This is a genomic window from Vreelandella populi (assembly GCF_003989825.1).
GTDB lineage: Bacteria > Pseudomonadota > Gammaproteobacteria > Pseudomonadales > Halomonadaceae > Vreelandella > Vreelandella populi.
Map to the genome: position 1 here is coordinate 44,747 of NZ_RZHE01000006.1, position 17,721 is coordinate 62,467.

Genomic DNA, 17,721 nt, shown 5'->3' on the forward strand with positions numbered 1-17,721 from the left:
TGTATAGCGCAAAGCGCCCTGCTTTTTGCAATCAGGCAGTCGCGCTTTAATTAGCGCGCTAAACGTTAACTAGAGATGATCTAAAGTCGTAGACTCTATAACAGACAACCAGCTGTTACCAGCCACCCCTTTAAACGAAATCAACTAGATAGCTTGCTTATTTTTATTAATGTGTTTTAACTGGTAATTGTTTTCATGCTAACTAAAGCCACCCTGAAAGTTCATTATTAATCACTTCTAATAAAGCATCCATGTGATCTTCACGATCATTTAAGCAGGGAATATAGCTAAACGTTTCGCCTCCTGCGGCGATAAAGCTGTCATAAATCTCTTCTTTAATTTCTTCAAGTGTTTCAACACAATCGGCTGAAAAGGCAGGCGATAAAATAGCGATATGTTTATGGCCTTGCCTAGCGAGTGTGGCTACATGCTCAACGGTTTGCGGGCCTACCCACTTTTCAGGTCCGAATTGCGACTGAAATGCCGTATCCACTTCTTCCTTGCTAAACCCTAGCGCTTCGCGCAACAGGCGCGTGGTTTTATGGCACTGGCAGTGGTAGGGGTCGCCTTCCAGCAAATAGCGCTCGGGCACCCCATGGTAGCTGGCGACTAGCTTGGTGGGTCGCGTTTCAAGCTGGCTGTATACGTCGGTGACCGAGTTGGCGAGCGCTTGTATATAAGTGGGTCGATCAAAATAGGCGGGCACCGTGCGAATGGCCGGCTGCCATTTCATCTTCATCAGGGCACGAAACGCTTCGTCATTGGCCGTGGCCGTTGTGGGCGAACCATACTGGGGGTACAGCGGAAAGAAAACGATACGCTCACACCCCTTCTCTTTCATGCGGCCCAGCACGCTTTTAGTGGAAGGATTGCCGTAACGCATACAGAAATCGACTTCGACATTTTCTCCATATAAGGCTTTTAAACGCTCAGTGAGTTTTTCGGTCTGGACGCGGGTAATAGTTAGCAACGGACTTTCATCTTTCTCTTTGTTCCAGATGCTTTTATACGCTTTACCTGAGGAGAAAGGCCGCTTGGTCAAAATAATCAGTTGTAACAGCGGCTGCCACTTCCAGGCAGCATAATCCACGACTCGCTTATCGGATAAAAACTCGCTTAAATAGCGCCGCATAGACCAATAGTCGGTAGCATCGGGTGTGCCCAGGTTGGCCACAACAACACCCACTTTAGCGCTAGGTACGCCCGGGTGACTGGCTGGGGCATTCGTCAGACGACCCTCTCCCGCTTGATCCATTACAACGCTATCAGTCATTACGCTTACTCCCAAAAGGCGACTTCGTGGGTAAAAATCTTAACACTTTTCAGCAAAGCCGCGGCATAAAGTTATACTATCAACATTATTTGTATAACCATCGGTTAAAATGCGTCTAAGCCTTTGATGCTGGTACTGAGCAACTTGCTATCGCTTTTGCTCAGCACGCTTTGCGATGGCGCCCTCACGACGGTGGTCGCGTAATACGAAATAATCGAGGAAACTCGGCACGCTCATACCATATACACAAAATCGTTTTATTGGCTGTCATGCGGCGTTTTGCCCAAGCACTGCCGGGCAATGGCTCCAAGACTCGTTAAGACTACTGGCACAAAATCCATATCTAGCGTTATTCAAGGAGTTTGCAATGAGCCATCACTTCGTCTTGAACGCCGCTCCACCCGTTACGCTGTATCACGACGGTCACTGCCCGTTCTGTCAGGTAGAGGTCAACTGGTTGAAAAGACACCCATACCGTGAGCACGTAAGGTTAGTGGATATCCAAGATAGCGATTTCAATGCCGAAGAGACCGGTCGGCCCTTCGATGAACTGATGGGGCAGCTGCATTTAAAGGATCGAAATGAGCAGTGGTACGTGGGCATGGATGCCAGCCGGGCCCTATATGCGCTTCTGGGCTACCGGCGGCTGGTAAGGCTTTCTTGCTTACCGGGCCTGCGAGGGGTAATGAATGCAGGCTACCGTTTCTTTGCCCGTCGCCGGGTTCGGCTAGGGCGGTGGTGGGCGCAACATCACATCAAAGGTTAATAATGCTATCTGAATGGCGCAGCGTTGTGCTAATCAGAACGATCAGAACACCAGCGGCATGCGTGATGTCAACGGCTCGCTATAATGCGCATCACGGCCAATCATTTCATCCTGGGGCACATGCTGAACCAGGTACGCCCGGTGAATACCGGCCCGTTTCAATTCTAGATAGACATCATCCAGAGAACGAAACAGCATCGGCTTGCTACGCTGGGTGAGCATATGCCGCTTGCCTTCCATATCTTCAAGTTCAAGTTGATAAAACCGACTGCCTGAATGAGTGATAACACGGATTTCAAAGTTATCGTGACTATCAACGAACTGTTTAAGCGCTTTCAGCTCCATGGTTCCCTCCTATTATTGGATACAACAATAGAGCACAGGATGACTGCGCCCTATTACATTCCTGTTACCTTTACCTTGGCACTACTTGACTAAGAGGGCAACTTTTCAGGAGAGTTCCGGAGCGCTAATATGCTAAGCGGGTCAAATTATTGGTACTCGGAAGGGTCAATAGCCTTACCCAACGAATTACGGTCAATCCAGTTACCGCCTTTGGTTTCCTTGTAACGAAAAACCACCTTGTCACCGACCGTTACCGGCAGCTCAGCATCTTCCGTTTGATAGCTGTATTTTTCACCCTCAACGACCAGGTAATAGCGATAAAGATCGGGCATGCCTAGCCACTCTTTAAAGGGCCCTTCCCGCTCCAGCTCCTGAAGCTCTCCACGCCCTTCAAGCTTAGGAAGACGCTGACGATTACCACGCCGAAAACCACCTGCCATGTCTTACTCCCGTATGTTCTATTGCAGTATTCGCAAGTCATGAAGGCGCACCAACGGTGCCTTACCCTCATATCTCATTCATTCACCAAAAGCCTGGCCACCATAGCTATCCGGGGCCAAATCTTCAAAACGGGTATATTTACCAATAAATGCCATATGTACCGCACCGATAGGCCCGTTACGCTGCTTACCAATAATCAGTTCAGCAATGCCCTGATTATCGGGGTTATCGGGGTTATACACTTCATCACGATAAACAAAGGCAATAACGTCCGCATCCTGCTCGATAGCTCCAGATTCGCGCAAATCCGACATGACCGGGCGCTTGTTTGGGCGCTGCTCCAGCGAGCGGTTAAGCTGGGAAAGTGCGACCACAGGACATTGAAACTCTTTTGCTAGCCCTTTCAGCGAGCGTGAAATCTCCGAGATCTCACCCGTTCTGTTTTCCGAAAAGCCAGGGATCTGCATCAGTTGAAGGTAATCGATCATGATCAGCGCCATGTTGCCATGCTCACGTACAACGCGGCGCAGTCGAGAGCGCATCTCATTGGGCGACAGCGCGGCCGTATCATCAATAAACAGCTGCTTGTCTTTTAGCAGGTTGACCGCTGAGGTCAGACGAGGCCAATCCTCGTCTTCCAGTTGACCTGAGCGCACGCGGGTTTGATCGATACGCCCTAGCGATGACAGCATCCTGAGCATCAGTGACTCGGCAGGCATCTCCATGGAGAACACCATGACCGGCTTATCGCTGGAAATGACCGCGTGCTCCACCAGGTTCATGGCGAAGGTGGTTTTACCCATGGAGGGACGCCCGGCAATGATTACTAGATCCGACGGCTGTAGGCCCGAGGTCATCTCATCCAGATCACGAAAGCCTGTCGAAAGGCCGGTCATTTCGCCTTTCATGTTGAACAGTTCATCGATCCGGTCGACAGCTTTGGTCAGAAGCTCGCTCATGCCGATAGGACCGCCCGTTTTTGGGCGTTCTTCGGCAATCTGAAAGACCAGACGCTCGGCTTCGTTGAGTAGCTCATCGGCAGGCCGGCCTTGAGGAGCAAAGGCACCTTCGGCAATCTGGTTAGCTGCCCGGATCAGCTTTCTAAGCGTTGCCCGCTCGCGCACGATGTCAGCGTAGGCGCGAATATTACTAGCTGAGGGCGTATTACGCGCAAGCTCGGCCAGAAAGGCAAGCCCACCCACCGTGTCCAGATGGTCACGGGCTTCCAGAGCTTCCGATAGCGTGATCACATCCAGCGGCTGCCCTGATTCGGCCAGGTGGATCATGACGTTAAACACCAGGCGGTGCTCGTAGCGGTAGAAGTCATCTGCGACCAGGCGCTCGGACACGTTGTCCCACGCCTGGTTATCCAGCATTAGCCCGCCCAGCACTGACTGCTCCGCCTCTAGCGAATGCGGCGGCAGCTTGATCGCTGCCGTTTCCTGATCAGCAGAAGGCTGGTCCATAGCGAGCTCCTTTCAACAGTGCAGCATAGCCGATAAAGGCCACTATCTTAATCGGACAAACCGTTGGCCACTACCGCTAGGCCATTGCTTATATGTTATTTCTAAACAGCTAAGATAACTAAACCCTGTCAGCCACTTAGAAATAACCCTGATCATAAATAGCAAAGGGCGCGGGAAGTCCCGCGCCCTTTTGGCGTTAATAGTGTTAGCAAATATTATTCTGCAACAACTACCACGCGTACAACGGCGTCCACTTCTGCATGCAGGTGGAGGTCGATGTCGTATTCGCCAGTTTGACGAATCGGGCCTTGCGGCATACGTACTTCGCTCTTGGCAACGTCGATGCCAGCAGAGGAAATAGCGTCGGCCAGGTCACGCGGACCGATAGAACCAAACAGCTTGCCTTCGTCGCCAGCTTTGGACACCAGAGAAAGCTCGATGTCGTTCAGCTGTTCAGCGCGCGCCTGGGCTTCTGCCTTGCGCTCAGCGGCTTGAGCTTCAAGCTCGGCACGCTGTGCTTCAAACGCTTCAACGTTTTCCTTGGTGGCCGGTACGGCTAAGCCGTAAGGAACCAAGTAGTTACGACCATAACCAGGCTTAACAGTGACCTTGTCACCCAGGCCGCCCAGCTTACCAATGTTGTCGAGCAGAATGACTTCCATCTCGTAAACCTCTTGTCAATTGCCGCGGGCAAGGCGTGCGCGAATGTTCGCAAATGTATCAATCAGCCCCAACAGCAGCACAATGAGAATCGTGGGCCAGGTCATGATCAGCAACACATAAAATGCTACTAGCCACAGCCCGTTCATCCCCTTTAATCCAATATAACCATGCACTAACGCAATGCCAGCAACCAAAAGCGGAATCCAGCCAAGCACCGCCAACGCATGCGCCCCCAGTATCATGCTGACCACACTGAGCACCGCCAATACGGCAAGCTCTTTAGGTGTGAGTCGCAACGCATGAAACTCTTCACGAAACCCGCCCGGATTATACAACCCGGCCTGCCAGCTTCGTGCCAGGGCCAAACATGCAATAGCCGCCACCAGAACCACAAGACCCGTTACGCCCCCCACCACAATGATGGCAAGCTGCTGGGTGTTGTACCCCTGATTAGCCAACTCCGTGAGCATATGGTCAACGTCCGATGAACCCTGACGCAACTGCTCAAGCATTAGCTCTGTACCGCCAGGCGGGCTAAAGATGCCGAACTGCACCATCGCTGCGGCCACCAAGGCGCCCACAATCATGGCTTCGCTCCAACGCATCCTTTCACGCAGGATGACGGCCATCAGCGTTACCAGCAACACGCTGGCAAGCGGAATCACATCCCCCTGCGCCCACCAGAAACCTGCCGGTAGCGCGGCTGCGATAATGACCGGCAGCGCAGGCGCAAAGCCTTTACGCAGGGTCACCAAGGCAGCGATAGCTGCTCCTAACCAGAACAGCCATGGCACTAGCGTTGCAAGTGCCGCCCCGCCTGCGGCGTAGGGCAGCCCCCGCATTAGCCATCGTGCCAGTGCCAGCATCACGTTAACCGCTTACTGGTGGCTATCGGAGTAGGGCAGCAGCGCCAGGTAGCGCGAGCGCTTGATAGCAGTCGCCAGCTGGCGCTGGTAGCGTGCTTTGGTACCGGTGATACGGCTCGGAACAATCTTGCCGGTTTCGGTGATGTAAGCTTTCAGGGTGTCCAGATCTTTATAGTCGATCTGCTTGACGCCTTCAGCAGTGAAGCGGCAAAACTTACGGCGACGGAAAAAACGTGCCATGGATTAGCTCCTTAAAACGTGCAGTGGATAGAATCAGGCAGTTTCGATTTCAGAGTCGTGGTCAGCGCGCGGCTTGTCTTCGCGACGCGGACGCTTCTCTTCTGCCGGTTTCATCATCGGGGAAGCTTCAGTGATCGCTTCCTTGCAGCGTACAACCAGGCTGCGGATGATGGCATCGTTGAAGCGGAAGATGTTCTCGATTTCTTCGAGCGTCTCACCAGTACATTCAACGTTCATCAGCACGTAGTGGGCTTTGTGGATCTTGTTGATCGGGTAAGCCAGGTGACGACGGCCCCAATCTTCCAAGCGATGCACAGTGCCACCGTTTTCGGTAACGATGCTGGTGTAGCGCTCGACCATAGCCGGCACTTGCTCGCTCTGATCCGGGTGGACCATAAACACGATTTCATAATGACGCATGGGATCTCCTTGCGGTTTGACAGCTTCCGGTGTGCGCCTTCACCAACAGGCGAAGAACAGCGACAGGGAAGCAAGGAGTTAACTGAAATGCATCTGATATGCCGCTAATGACAACCAAAGCATTTAACAGAACTTGTGTTCAATCAGGCTTGAAAGCCTACGCCCACTTGCAGACAAACGGGCGCAGGTATTCTAGTGGGCAAGCGCCTAACTTGCAAGCTGGCGCTGACGTACTGCTTCAAACAGACAAATACCGGCAGCCACTGACACGTTCAGGCTTGATACCTGACCCGCCATGGGAAGCTTGGCCAGGTTGTCGCATGCCTCGCGGGTCAAACGACGCATGCCCTTGCCTTCGGCGCCCATGACAAGCGCGGTGGGTCCGGTCATGTCGATGTCATACACGCTGGCCTCAGCCTCACCCGCTGTGCCGGTAATCCACACGCCCGCGTCTTTAAGCTTGGCCAGTGTACGCGACAGATTGGTCACCTGATAAACCGGCACCACTTCAGCCGCACCGCACGCTACCTTGCGTACAGTCGCGTTGAGCGGCGCCGCCTTGTCTTTTGCAACAATCACGCCGTGCGCCCCGGCCGCATCGGCGCTGCGCAGGCAGGCGCCAAAGTTGTGAACATCAGTCACACCATCCAGTACCAGGAGTAGCGGCGGCGTTGGTGCTTGCCAGGCGCGCAGTTTTAGCCAGAGCGACTCTTCCCCTTCCGGCGTCAGCGGTGGGCAGAATGCGACCACCCCTTGGTGAGCCGCGCCCTGGGTTAACTGATCTAGAAGCTCGCGTGGCTGCTCCTTGATTCGTGCACCGCGCGCTTGCGCCTGAGCCACCACTTCCGCCAGGCGGCTCCCGGCACCCTGCTGCACCCACAACTCACGAGGCGTTTCACCTCGCTCCAGCAGGCTCTGCAGGGCATGCATGCCATAAACCTGATCCAACCCGTCGGGGGTACGCACCGTACGCGCCCCACCACGTCGAGATGACGCTGACTTCATGCTCAGCTTCTCCTCGGTGTTGACTGACGCGTGCGTCTTGGACCGCGACGCGTTGACGGCTTGTCTTTCTTGGGTGCTGAATCACTCTTGGCTGCGTCACCTTTAGGTGTATCACCACCACCTTCACCACCGCGACGCTTGCGCGGCTGACGGCGCGGGCGCGGCTTGTCGTCGGTCAGGCTGAAATCGATCTTGCGATCATCCATATCAACGCGCGCGACTTGAACCGTGAGGCCGTCACCCAGGCGATAGGTGGTACCGGTGCGCTCACCTTTCAGGCGATGCTTCTCCGCCTCGTAGTGGTAGTAATCTGATGGCAGCGACGTTACGTGCACCAGGCCTTCCACGTAGAACGCATCGAGGCGCACAAACAGGCCGAACTGCGTGACTGACGCGATAGTGCCTTCAAAGGTCTCGCCCAGTTTGTCAGACATGAACTCGCACTTGAGCCAGCTCTCGACATCTCGGGTTGCTTCATCGGCACGCCGCTCAGTCATTGAGCAGTGTTCGCCAAGCTCGAGCATCTGCTCAAAGGTGTACGGGCACCACTTGCTCGGCGGCTCGACCGGCGCACCTTCAACACGCATGACGGTATTTGTCTGCCGCGGCCCGCGGATTACCGAGCGAATGGCCCGGTGAACCAGCAAGTCGGGATAGCGACGAATCGGCGAGGTAAAGTGTGCGTAGGCCTGATAGGCCAGACCAAAGTGACCCTCATTCTGAGGCGAGTACACGGCCTGATTCATCGAGCGCAGCATGATCGTCTGAATGATATCGGCATCGGGGCGGTCAATGATCGCCTCGCGCAGTGCCTGGTAATCCTGCGGCGTGGGCAGATCGCCCCCACCGACGGAAAGCCCGAGCTCATTCAGGAACAGGCGCAGCTTGTCCAGACGCTCCGGCGTGGGCCGCTCGTGAATACGGTACAGCGCCGGCAAATCGTGCTTGTCCAGAAAGCGTGCCGTGGCCACGTTAGCGGCCAACATGCACTCTTCGATCATCTTGTGCGCGTCGTTACGCGTGCGCGGCACGATCTTCTCGATCTTGCGCTCATCGTTGAAGATGATGGCCGTTTCGGTCGTATCGAAATCGATCGCGCCGCGCTCATCGCGCGCTTCACGCAGCAACTTGTACAGCTCATGAAGATCCTGCAGCGGCTTGACCAGCTCGCGATGCTCTTCACGCAGCGCGCCACCCTCTTCGCTCTCTTCATCCAGCATCGCCGCCACCTTGTTATAGGTCAGGCGAGCATGGGAATTCATCACGGCTTCATAAAATGAGTAGCGGCTGATAGCACCCGTCTTGGAGATATTCATCTCACAGACCATGACCAGTCGATCCACGTGGGGGTTCAGCGAGCAGAGGCCGTTGGACAAGAGCTCAGGAAGCATGGGAACTACCTGGCCGGGGAAGTACACGGAGTTGCCCCGCGTGCGCGCTTCGTCGTCCAGCGCGGTGCCCGGCCTTACATAGTGCGAAACATCAGCAATCGCGACCAGTAGCTTCCAACTGCCCGACTTCGTTTTCCACGCGCAAACGGCGTCATCGAAGTCCTTGGCAGACTCGTCATCAATGGTGACCAGCGGCGTGTCGCGCAAGTCAACACGATGCTTTTTATCCTCTTCCAGCACCTCGGCAGAAATGCCGGACGTCTGATCCAGCACCTCGGGCGGAAATTCAGCAGGAATATCGTAACTGCGAATTGCAATATCGATTTCCATGCCGGGATCCATACGCTCACCCAGCACTTCAATCACTTCACCTACCGGCTGGACGCGGGTAGCCGGCTGCTGAACGATCCTGGCCGAAATTACCTGACCATCCTTGGCGCCAGCGCAGGCGCTATGCGGGATGATAATCTCTTGAGTGATACGCGGGTTTTCCGGAATCAAGATGCCGAATTCAGGCGTATTGCTTCGGTAAACGCCGACAATGGTCTGCGTATTACGAGCAATGACGTCGGCGATAGTCGCCTCATCGCGGCCCCGCCGGTCGGTGCCGCTAACCCGCGCCAGCACATGATCGCCGTGAAAGACACGGCGCATTTGACGTGGCGGCAGCACCAGATCCGGCTTTTTACCGTCATCACGCAGCAAAAAGCCAAAGCCGTCGCGGTGTCCAAGCACCTTACCTTTAACCAGATCAAGCTTGTCGATCAGTGCATAAGCGCCGCGCCGGTCACGCAGCACCTGGCCATCGCGTTCCATGGCAGCAAGGCGACGCCTGATCGCTTCATGATGGTCTTCATCTTCCAGGCCCAGCATGCGGCTCATGTTTTCATGAGTGATCGGCTTGCCATAGCTTTCAAGCGCCGCGAGCAGGTATTCGCGACTAGGGGCTGGGTTATCGTATTTGTGCGCTTCGCGTTCAGCGTGCGGATCATCACTTAACGTCCAGTACTTCATGCGATCAACATCCTTGAAGGCGTCTTCGGAAGGCAGTGAAAAAGCGCAAACGCCAAGCGTTGCGAGCGAGGGGTTTCAGCTTTCATAGTGCTGAAAAATTCAATGTTTTGTTTGGTCATGGATGCAGTATAGCGCTGCACGTTCCATGACCCAACCATCTTGAGCGTCGATTACGCGGTTTATGCAATAAAATCAGTTTTCAGGGCTTGCATTTCATCAACACAAGCGTATCATACGCGCCACTTGCCCAGATGGCGGAATTGGTAGACGCGCTAGCTTCAGGTGCTAGTGTCCGTATGGACGTGGAGGTTCAAGTCCTCTTCTGGGCACCATCTTTATCGTGTTATCCTCTTTTCACGATACGAAGTGGTGTGAAAGCAAGTAAATGTTTGTATTCGCCCAGGTGGCGGAATTGGTAGACGCGCTAGCTTCAGGTGCTAGTGTCCGTATGGACGTGGAGGTTCAAGTCCTCTCCTGGGCACCATACGAATACAAACAGATGTAAATGATGCGCCCAGGTGGCGGAATTGGTAGACGCGCTAGCTTCAGGTGCTAGTGTCTGTATGGACGTGGAGGTTCAAGTCCTCTCCTGGGCACCATTTAAAGGTCCCGTCCGCATCATTATGCTTTTTATCCCCCTGTAATTGTTTTATTCCCTATTTATTCAATTTAGATGCCGCCATTCTCAATATGCGGCATGTACGCTTGTTACCTCTTACTGTCCCATCAAATTTGATTATCGGCCTAGCAATATGGGCTGCCTAGCAATATGGGCTAATATTTAGATAGATGGGAAGTAGCGCTAGCCTGAAGCGGTTTACGCAACCTCCCACAGAAAATTCATACCTTACTGAAACCGCCCCGGCCGTTTCGACACTTCTTCCAACGCCCAGCCTTGGGTGCGCAGCTCCCCTTCCAGCACGGCCTCGATTTCTGGCGAAAGATTCGGGAAAAAGTTGAGCCCGGTGCGCTCTTCTATTTCATTGATAGTGACCAGATAGTTTGCCAGCGGCTCGTTGCCGCGCACATCCTGGGGCATGATGAAGGCCAGCGCTAAAGGGGCATCAGCATGTGGCGCCACGATTATCTTGTAAAACGCCTCCGGCACCTCGACAAACCCCACCCGGTTGAACACGTTATCCATAAAGTGCTCGGGAAATATCGGCCCGGTAATCACCTGCAACCGGTCAAAGCGTGGCGCAAAATGATCCATTACCGACTGCTCCAGCCGCTGCCATAACTGGCGGTTCAGGTTGGGCCGCTGGGGGGACATATTGCTCATCAAGAACGTATCGACCTGAGCGCTGCGCCCGTGGACTGCGGCAATGGCATAGTTGGGCGCCATGTGACCGCGGTCATAGCCACTACCTGAATAGCTATCGGTGGTAATCGGCCAGAGCGTTCGCCAGTCGGCCTGAAAGTTGGGCCGCGAGCCGATGCGCGTATCGTCATCTACCGCTTCGAGCTGGTAACTTACCCAGAGCGGATTGACGCGCACATCGGACCAGCCCACCAGAAACCCATCATTGCGTAATACACGGTGAAACGTCGTGGGATGAAAGCCATCCCAGGTGGGTACGCCCATCCATGTGTAGTCATCCTGATGCTGGCGCTCCTGAAACTCCCATAATCCGGCACCGGCTACTACAAACAGTACGGCAATACCCAAGCGTCGCCCTTGCTGACGCAAGCGCAGAAGCGATCTTCCCAAGTTCCCCACTCCCTACTCTTTAATTTTTTATCTCTTGCTTATAACACGCGGTCGTTGCCATGGCCGGTGCCTGTTCCAAGGTTACCAGCCAAGTGAAAACATGGTTTCAAGATCATGACGTGAATGTACCTGCATAGCATTCAGCGTTTCCGTATCGCTGATGCCCTCCACTGCATTAAGGCGCTCGGTGACAAGCTCAGCAAGGCTTTCAAAATCCGGGGTACGCGCAATGGCTACCAGGTCGTAACGCCCACAGGTGGAGTACACTTCACTAATGCCTTCTACATCCGCTAAACGCTCGGCCACTGCTTTAACCTGACCTTTTTCAGTGTTGATCAAAATAACTGCGTTTTGCATGGCGCCCTCACTAAAATGTAAGTGATACGGAAATGAGACTGGAGTATAACAGGCCTGATTTAATCCGCAGCTTGCGCTGCACATGACCAAGTACTTGTACCTTGCCCCTTTCAGTCTCCCACTGCGCCAACGCTCGCTAGCATGACTTGCTTATAGGAGTATCGGGCGAAGGGGTGGAATGAATGGACAGCATGAAGGGATAGTTTGGCGCCAAAAGCTGTCCTAGATGAGCTGACATTTGTCGTTCGCAGCTTAAAGAGAATGGAAATAGGCAATCGATCTTAAGGAGAAATCATGGCCAATCAAAGCCGTCGGCATTTTTTACGGAGCAGCGCACTGGGTTTAGCCGCCCTTCCCTTGGGCCTGGGAGTTCTATCCAAAACGGCCTTTGCGCAGTCGCTTCCGCGTCTTGACCCATCCGCGCCCAGCGCGCAGGCGCTGAATTATGTCGAAAAGGCTAGCGACGCCAGCGACCATCCTGCCTATGAATCGGGTGAGCGTTGCGACAACTGCATGTTTTATACTGAAAATACCCAAGGTTGTCAGCTGTTTCCCGAAAACAGCGTTGAGCCTGGCGGCTGGTGCCAATCCTGGGTAGCGCAAGGCTAGGCCAGTTTGATCATTAAAGGGGTGATTTTTACTTTTTCTCCTTGGGCTCCTCTTCTACCGGCCAATGATAGCGATGGGTAACGCGCCCTTCATCCATGGATACCAGCCGGACAGGGAATCCCCAGAGTTCGTGCAGATGCCTAATAACGGGATAAACGCTGCGCCCAAGCGGGCGTCGGCTATCCTGTACATGGTGTAGGGTCAGAGAGCGATCGCCACGAATCGCTGCCTCGACTACCTGCACATTGGGCTCTTTCACGGAGAGCGCGTACTGGGTGGAAAGCGCGTCGCGTACCCGCCGATACCCTTGCTCATCATGAATAGCCGCCACTTCAAGCGTTTCTGACTGATCATCATCCACAATTAAGAAAAGCTTCAGATCCCGCATTACCTTGGGGGATAAAAACTGCTGGATAAACGACTCATCCTTGAAATTGCGCATAGCAAACTCAAGCGTCGTACGCCAAGGCGTACCGGCAATATCCGGAAACCACTGACGATCTTCCTCCGTAGGTTCTTCGCAGATTCGCTGAATATCCCTGAAGATGGCAAACCCCAGCGCATAGGGGTTGATGCCGTTGTAATAGGGACTGTCGAAATCTGGTTGATTGATCACCGCTGCGTGAGATTGCAGGAACTCCAGCATCAAGCCTTCATCCACATCGCCCTCGTCATACAGTCGGTTCATTAGCGTGTAATGCCAGAAGCAGGCCCAGCCCTCGTTCATTACCTGGGTTTGACGCTGCGGATAAAAATATTGCGCCAGCTTACGCACAATCCGTACGATTTCACGCTGCCAGGGCGCCAGCAGTGGCGCGTTCTTCTCGATAAAGTAGAGCAGGTTTTCCTGGGGCTCGGGCGGATAGACGCCCCCCACATGCAGGCCCAGCGGGTCTTCATCGCTGCTCAGGCTGCCAGGCAAAGGTGAGGCGTCAGGAGGCGGCTCAGGAATCGTCCGCCACAGCATGTTGACCTGGGTTTGCAGGTACGCCTCACGCTCATCTTGGCGCTTGGCCTCCTCCTCGGCGGAAATGGGCGAGGGGCGCTTGTAGCGGTCTACCCCATAATTTTGCAGGGCATGGCAGGCATCTAGAAGCTGCTCGACCGCATGCACACCGTGGCGCTCTTCACACTGGGCAATGTACTGCCGCGCAAACACCAGATAGTCGACAATCGACTCGGCATCGGTCCAGGTACGAAATAGGTAGTTACCCTTGAAGAATGAGTTATGCCCATAGCAGGCGTGGGCCATTACCAGCACCTGCATCATTAAGGTGTTCTCTTCCATCAGATAGGCGATGCAGGGGTTGGAGTTGATCACAAGCTCGTAAGCCAAGCCCATCTGGCCGCGCTTGTAGGCCTGCTCGACAGCCAGAAACTGCTTGCCAAACGACCAGTGATGGTAGCCTACCGGCATGCCCACGCTGGCATAGGCATCCATCATCTGCTCGGTGGTGATCACCTCAATCTGATTGGGATAGGTGTCCAGGCGATACTCATCGGCAAGCGCCGCCAGCCTGTCGTTAAAGCGTTCAAGTACGCTGAAGTTCCAGTCAGAGCCAGTGGCAAGGGGCTTTTGCGACGCATTCATGGCGTACTCCTCAACATGCGGTTCACGCACCTAATTTGCTTGACTCAAGCGGCGCTTAAACAGTTCACGGAAAACAGCATAGATCTCGCTGGCTTCAACGATCTGACGCATGGCAAAGCGTTCAGGAAACTGACCCGCCACGCTTTCGTACTCATGCCACAGCGACTGATGATTGTGGGGGGTAATTTCCACATACGCGTAATACTGCAGCTGCGGCATAAGTTGCTTGACCAGCAGGTCGCGGCAAGTATTGGAATCGTCATCCCAGTTATCCCCATCCGAGGCCTGGGCCACGTAAAGATTCCACTTTTCAGGCGGGTAGCGTGCCTGGATGATGCTGTTGACCAACTTTAGGGCGCTGGAAACAATCGTTCCCCCGGTTTCACGTGAGTAGAAGAACTCTTCCTCGCTCACCTCGCGTGCCGCGGTATGGTGGCGCACAAACACCAGCTCTACTTTTTCGTAATGCTTTTCCAAAAACATATACAGCAGAAGAAAGAAGCGCTTGGCGATATCCTTGTGGTTCTGTGTCATCGAACCGGAAACGTCCATCACGCAGAACATGACGGCCTGGCTTGAAGGCTGCGGCTGAGCACTGAGCTGGTGGTAGCGCAAATCGTAGGTATCGATGAAGGGTACCGCTTCGATGCGTTTTTCAAGGCGCTCGATTTCCGCCTTCAGCTCGACGATACGTGTAGGGTTGCGCAGCACCGGATCTTTACGCTCCTCCTCTTCCAGCGCCTGATGGGCCGCCTGCAAAGCACGCTTGATCGGTGCGCGCATGGCGATCCTGCGGGCATAAGCTTCACGCATGGAGCGGGTAATACTAATACGCGCAGGTACTCCATCGCGAGACAGGCCCGCACGCACCATCTTGATCTCTTCTATCGACTTGAGCGGCTTGTGCTGCAGATGGGGAAGCTCCAGACCGTCAAACACGAATTCCAGAAACTCCTCACGGGTTAGCGTAAACGCAAATTCGTCGTTGCCCTCCCCCTGATTGGAAGCGCCACCTTCGCCTGCGCCTCCCCCGCCTCCTTGACCGCTGGGTCGGCGAATCCTGTCTCCCTGCAAAAACTCCTTGTTGCCCGGGGAGACAATATTACGTGCCCCGCCCGGGCCATGCTGAAACACCGGCTCGGAAATATCCTTGGTCGGAATGGATATTTTCTCACCGCGCTCCATGTCGGTAATGGAGCGACGGTTCACCGCTTCTTCCACCGAGCGCTTGATATGCTTGCGGTAGCGCTCCAGAAAGCGCTGGCGGTTAACTGCGCTCTTGTGCTTGGCGTTCGGTCTTCGATCTATAAAGTAGGTCATGCGACCTCCTTAAACCCGGAAGGTAGGCGCTACTATTGCGACTTGCGTACGCGCAGATACCACTCGGAAAGTAGCCGTACCTGCTTCTCGGTATAGCCGCGTTCCACCATTCGGGCCACAAAGTCCTCGTGCTTTTTCTGGTCCGACTTCGAGGCTTTGGCGTTAAACGAAATTACCGGTAAAAGCTCTTCCGTATTGGCGAACATCTTGTGCTCTATGACGCCTTTCAGCTTTTCATAGGACTGCCAGCTGGGGTTCATGCCGTTGTTCTGGGCACGGGCACGCAGCACGAAGTTCACCACTTCATGTCGGAAGTCTTTCGGGTTGGAGATACCCGCCGGTTTCTCGATCTTCTCAAGCTCCTCGTTAAGCGATTGCCGATTCAAAAGCTCGCCGGTTTCCGGGTCGCGGTACTCCTGATCCTGAATCCAGAAATCCGCGTAGGTGACATAGCGGTCGAAGATATTCTGGCCGTACTCGCTATAGGATTCGAGGTAAGCGGTCTGGATCTCCTTACCTATAAACGCTACATAGCGTGGCGCCATGAACTCCTTGATAAAGCCCAGGTAGCGCTCAAACACTTCAGACGGCAGTTGCTCACGCTCCAGCGCCTGCTCAAGTACGTACAGCAGGTGCACCGGGTTGGCGGCCACCTCGAGGCTGTCGAAGTTGAACACCTTGGAAAGAATCTTGAACGCAAAGCGCGTGGAAAGCCCCTGCATGCCTTCATCCACCCCAGCCGCATCGCGGTACTCCTGAATCGACTTGGCGCGCGGATCGGTATCTTTCAGATTTTCGCCGTCATACACGCGCATCTTGGAGTAAATGCTGGAATTTTCGGGCACTTTCAGGCGCGAGAGCACCGAGAACTGCGCCAGCATGCGCAGCGTATCCGGCGCGCAGGGGGCGGCGTTGAGCGAGGAGTCTTCCAGCAGCTTCTGGTAGATCTTGATCTCTTCAGAAACCCGCAGGCAGTACGGCACCTTGACGATATACACCCGGTCAAGAAACGCCTCGTTGTTGCGGTTGTTGCGAAACGCCTGCCACTCGGATTCGTTGGAGTGGGCTAGAATAACGCCATCAAACGGAATAGCCCCCATTCCTTCTGTAGGGTTGTAGTTCCCCTCCTGAGTAGCGGTCAGCAGTGGGTGCAGCACCTTGATGGGTGCCTTGAACATCTCAACAAACTCCATCAGCCCTTGGTTGGCGCGGCATAGCCCGCCCGAGAAGCTGTAGGCATCCGGGTCATCCTGGGAGTAGAGCTCCAGCTGGCGGATATCCACCTTGCCCACCAGCGAGGAGATATCCTGATTGTTTTCATCACCAGGCTCGGTCTTGGAAATCGCGATTTGGTTAAGCCGGGAAGGATAAAGGCGTACCACGCGAAACTGTGAAATATCACCGCCGTACTCTTTCAACCGCTTGGCTGCCCAGGGCGACATCACGCTCTTAATATACCGCGGGGCAATGCCGTACTCTTTTTCCAGAAGCTCGCCATCCTCCTCGGGTGAAAACAGCCCAAGCGGCGACTCATAAACCGGCGACCCCTTGATGGCATAAAAAGGGATACGCTCCATCAGTAATTTTAAACGTTCGGCAAGCGATGACTTGCCGCCACCGACAGGCCCGAGCAGATAGAGAATCTGCTTGCGCTCTTCAAGGCCCTGAGCGGCATGACGGAAGTAAGCCACGATCTGCTCAATGGCTTCCTCCATACCGTGAAACTCGGCAAACGCCGGATAGCGGCGTATCACCTTGTTGGAAAAGATACGCGACAAGCGCGGATCTTTTGCCGTATCGATAACATTGGGTTCGCCGATGGCTTCCAGCATACGCTCGGCAGCGCTGGCATAAACCTTGGGGTCACGACGACAAAGCGCCAGATACTCTTCAAGGCTCATATCTTCTTGCTGAACGCGGGCGAAACGGTCTTGAACGTGATCAAAGATGCTCATGGAAATCTCCTATGGCCATCCCCAGACAGTCACCACTAAGACAATATTGTTGTTGTGGTGTGCCAATCGAGGTGTCGCTCTATTAGCGTAGCCAGCATTAGCAAAATGTGATGACGAAAACTTCAACGCAAGCATCTGCCGGCCCAACCGGGGTGCTTGTCAAGCCCTGGCTTAAAAACATAGGCTATTGATAGGTAGGCACTTTGACGCGTCCGGCATTAACCAAATAGCGTTTAACGCTTGAGAAAGCGCGCAAAAAACGCCGCTGAGAGGCAGCGGCGTGATAAA

Annotated in this window: 17 protein-coding genes and 3 tRNA genes; 5 read left to right on the plus strand and 15 right to left on the minus strand. The window is 54.2% G+C overall.

Features of this window, described 5'->3' with window-relative positions; all coding sequences use genetic code 11:
• Nucleotides 1-202 precede the first annotated feature (202 nt).
• Nucleotides 203-1,273 (minus strand): ferrochelatase, encoded by a 1,071-nt coding sequence (gene hemH / locus ELY25_RS05230; protein ID WP_126950238.1) that lies wholly within the window; start codon nt 1,271-1,273, stop codon nt 203-205.
• Nucleotides 1,274-1,640: 367 nt separating this feature from the next.
• Between hemH and ELY25_RS05235 the strand changes: the two genes are divergently transcribed.
• Nucleotides 1,641-2,039: a thiol-disulfide oxidoreductase DCC family protein gene (locus ELY25_RS05235; protein WP_126950239.1), complete on the plus strand. Its 399-nt coding sequence runs from the start codon at nt 1,641-1,643 to the stop codon at nt 2,037-2,039.
• 42 nt (nt 2,040-2,081) lie between these two features.
• Here the strand turns inward: ELY25_RS05235 and ELY25_RS05240 are convergent, their stop codons facing one another.
• The 9 genes from ELY25_RS05240 to rnr all read right to left on the minus strand — a co-directional run bounded on the left by ELY25_RS05240 (nt 2,082) and on the right by rnr (nt 9,890).
• Nucleotides 2,082-2,384 carry a DUF6482 family protein gene (locus tag ELY25_RS05240; RefSeq protein ID WP_126950240.1) on the minus strand — a complete coding sequence of 101 codons (303 nt, stop codon included), beginning with the start codon at nt 2,382-2,384 and terminating at the stop codon, nt 2,082-2,084.
• Between the two features lie 146 nt (nt 2,385-2,530).
• Nucleotides 2,531-2,824 carry a hypothetical protein gene (locus tag ELY25_RS05245; protein ID WP_126950241.1) on the minus strand — a complete coding sequence of 98 codons (294 nt, stop codon included), beginning with the start codon at nt 2,822-2,824 and terminating at the stop codon, nt 2,531-2,533.
• Nucleotides 2,825-2,902: 78 nt separating this feature from the next.
• The gene (dnaB, locus tag ELY25_RS05250) at nt 2,903-4,291 is read right to left on the minus strand and encodes a replicative DNA helicase (protein WP_126950242.1); all 1,389 of its coding nucleotides are present in this window, start codon (nt 4,289-4,291) and stop codon (nt 2,903-2,905) included.
• A gap of 215 nt (nt 4,292-4,506) precedes the next feature.
• Entirely contained in the window at nt 4,507-4,953 is a 447-nt protein-coding gene (gene rplI / locus ELY25_RS05255; protein WP_126950243.1) for a 50S ribosomal protein L9, read from the minus strand.
• 15 nt (nt 4,954-4,968) lie between these two features.
• Nucleotides 4,969-5,820: a hypothetical protein gene (locus ELY25_RS05260; protein ID WP_126950244.1), complete on the minus strand. Its 852-nt coding sequence runs from the start codon at nt 5,818-5,820 to the stop codon at nt 4,969-4,971.
• A 12-nt stretch (nt 5,821-5,832) separates the two neighbouring features.
• Nucleotides 5,833-6,060 (minus strand): 30S ribosomal protein S18, encoded by a 228-nt coding sequence (gene rpsR / locus ELY25_RS05265; RefSeq protein ID WP_009097135.1) that lies wholly within the window; start codon nt 6,058-6,060, stop codon nt 5,833-5,835.
• A 33-nt stretch (nt 6,061-6,093) separates the two neighbouring features.
• Nucleotides 6,094-6,480 (minus strand): 30S ribosomal protein S6, encoded by a 387-nt coding sequence (rpsF, locus tag ELY25_RS05270; RefSeq protein ID WP_126950245.1) that lies wholly within the window; start codon nt 6,478-6,480, stop codon nt 6,094-6,096.
• A gap of 207 nt (nt 6,481-6,687) precedes the next feature.
• Nucleotides 6,688-7,485, minus strand: a complete 798-nt coding sequence (gene rlmB, locus ELY25_RS05275) for a 23S rRNA (guanosine(2251)-2'-O)-methyltransferase RlmB (protein WP_126950246.1) — start codon at nt 7,483-7,485, stop codon at nt 6,688-6,690.
• Nucleotides 7,486-7,487: 2 nt separating this feature from the next.
• Nucleotides 7,488-9,890, minus strand: coding sequence for a ribonuclease R (rnr, locus tag ELY25_RS05280; protein ID WP_126950247.1), 2,403 nt, complete (start codon nt 9,888-9,890; stop codon nt 7,488-7,490).
• 245 nt (nt 9,891-10,135) lie between these two features.
• Between rnr and ELY25_RS05285 the strand changes: the two genes are divergently transcribed.
• The 3 genes from ELY25_RS05285 (at nt 10,136) to ELY25_RS05295 (ending at nt 10,489) form a co-directional block, all read left to right on the plus strand.
• Nucleotides 10,136-10,222: transfer RNA gene (locus tag ELY25_RS05285), tRNA-Leu, on the plus strand.
• Between the two features lie 65 nt (nt 10,223-10,287).
• Nucleotides 10,288-10,374, plus strand: a tRNA-Leu gene (locus ELY25_RS05290).
• A gap of 28 nt (nt 10,375-10,402) precedes the next feature.
• A tRNA-Leu gene (locus tag ELY25_RS05295) sits at nt 10,403-10,489 on the plus strand.
• A gap of 248 nt (nt 10,490-10,737) precedes the next feature.
• Here ELY25_RS05295 and ELY25_RS05300 read toward each other — a convergent pair.
• Together ELY25_RS05300 and ELY25_RS05305 are read right to left on the minus strand one after the other, a co-directional pair.
• Entirely contained in the window at nt 10,738-11,601 is an 864-nt protein-coding gene (locus ELY25_RS05300) for a DNA/RNA non-specific endonuclease (RefSeq protein WP_185856218.1), read from the minus strand.
• An 81-nt stretch (nt 11,602-11,682) separates the two neighbouring features.
• Nucleotides 11,683-11,958 (minus strand): Lrp/AsnC family transcriptional regulator, encoded by a 276-nt coding sequence (locus ELY25_RS05305; protein WP_030073328.1) that lies wholly within the window; start codon nt 11,956-11,958, stop codon nt 11,683-11,685.
• A gap of 294 nt (nt 11,959-12,252) precedes the next feature.
• On the opposite strand from ELY25_RS05305, the gene ELY25_RS05310 reads away from it, so the two are divergent.
• Nucleotides 12,253-12,567, plus strand: coding sequence for a high-potential iron-sulfur protein (locus ELY25_RS05310; protein WP_126950248.1), 315 nt, complete (start codon nt 12,253-12,255; stop codon nt 12,565-12,567).
• 28 nt (nt 12,568-12,595) lie between these two features.
• Here the strand turns inward: ELY25_RS05310 and ELY25_RS05315 are convergent, their stop codons facing one another.
• Genes ELY25_RS05315 through ELY25_RS05325 form a run of 3 tightly spaced genes read right to left on the minus strand, consistent with a single transcriptional unit; the run spans nt 12,596 to nt 17,433 of the window.
• Nucleotides 12,596-14,158 (minus strand): SpoVR family protein, encoded by a 1,563-nt coding sequence (locus ELY25_RS05315; RefSeq protein ID WP_126950249.1) that lies wholly within the window; start codon nt 14,156-14,158, stop codon nt 12,596-12,598.
• Nucleotides 14,159-14,188: 30 nt separating this feature from the next.
• Complete coding sequence (locus tag ELY25_RS05320; protein WP_126950250.1) at nt 14,189-15,478, minus strand: YeaH/YhbH family protein; 1,290 nt, start codon at nt 15,476-15,478, stop codon at nt 14,189-14,191.
• A 32-nt stretch (nt 15,479-15,510) separates the two neighbouring features.
• Nucleotides 15,511-17,433, minus strand: coding sequence for a PrkA family serine protein kinase (locus tag ELY25_RS05325; protein WP_126950251.1), 1,923 nt, complete (start codon nt 17,431-17,433; stop codon nt 15,511-15,513).
• Between the last annotated feature and the right edge of the window lie 288 nt (nt 17,434-17,721).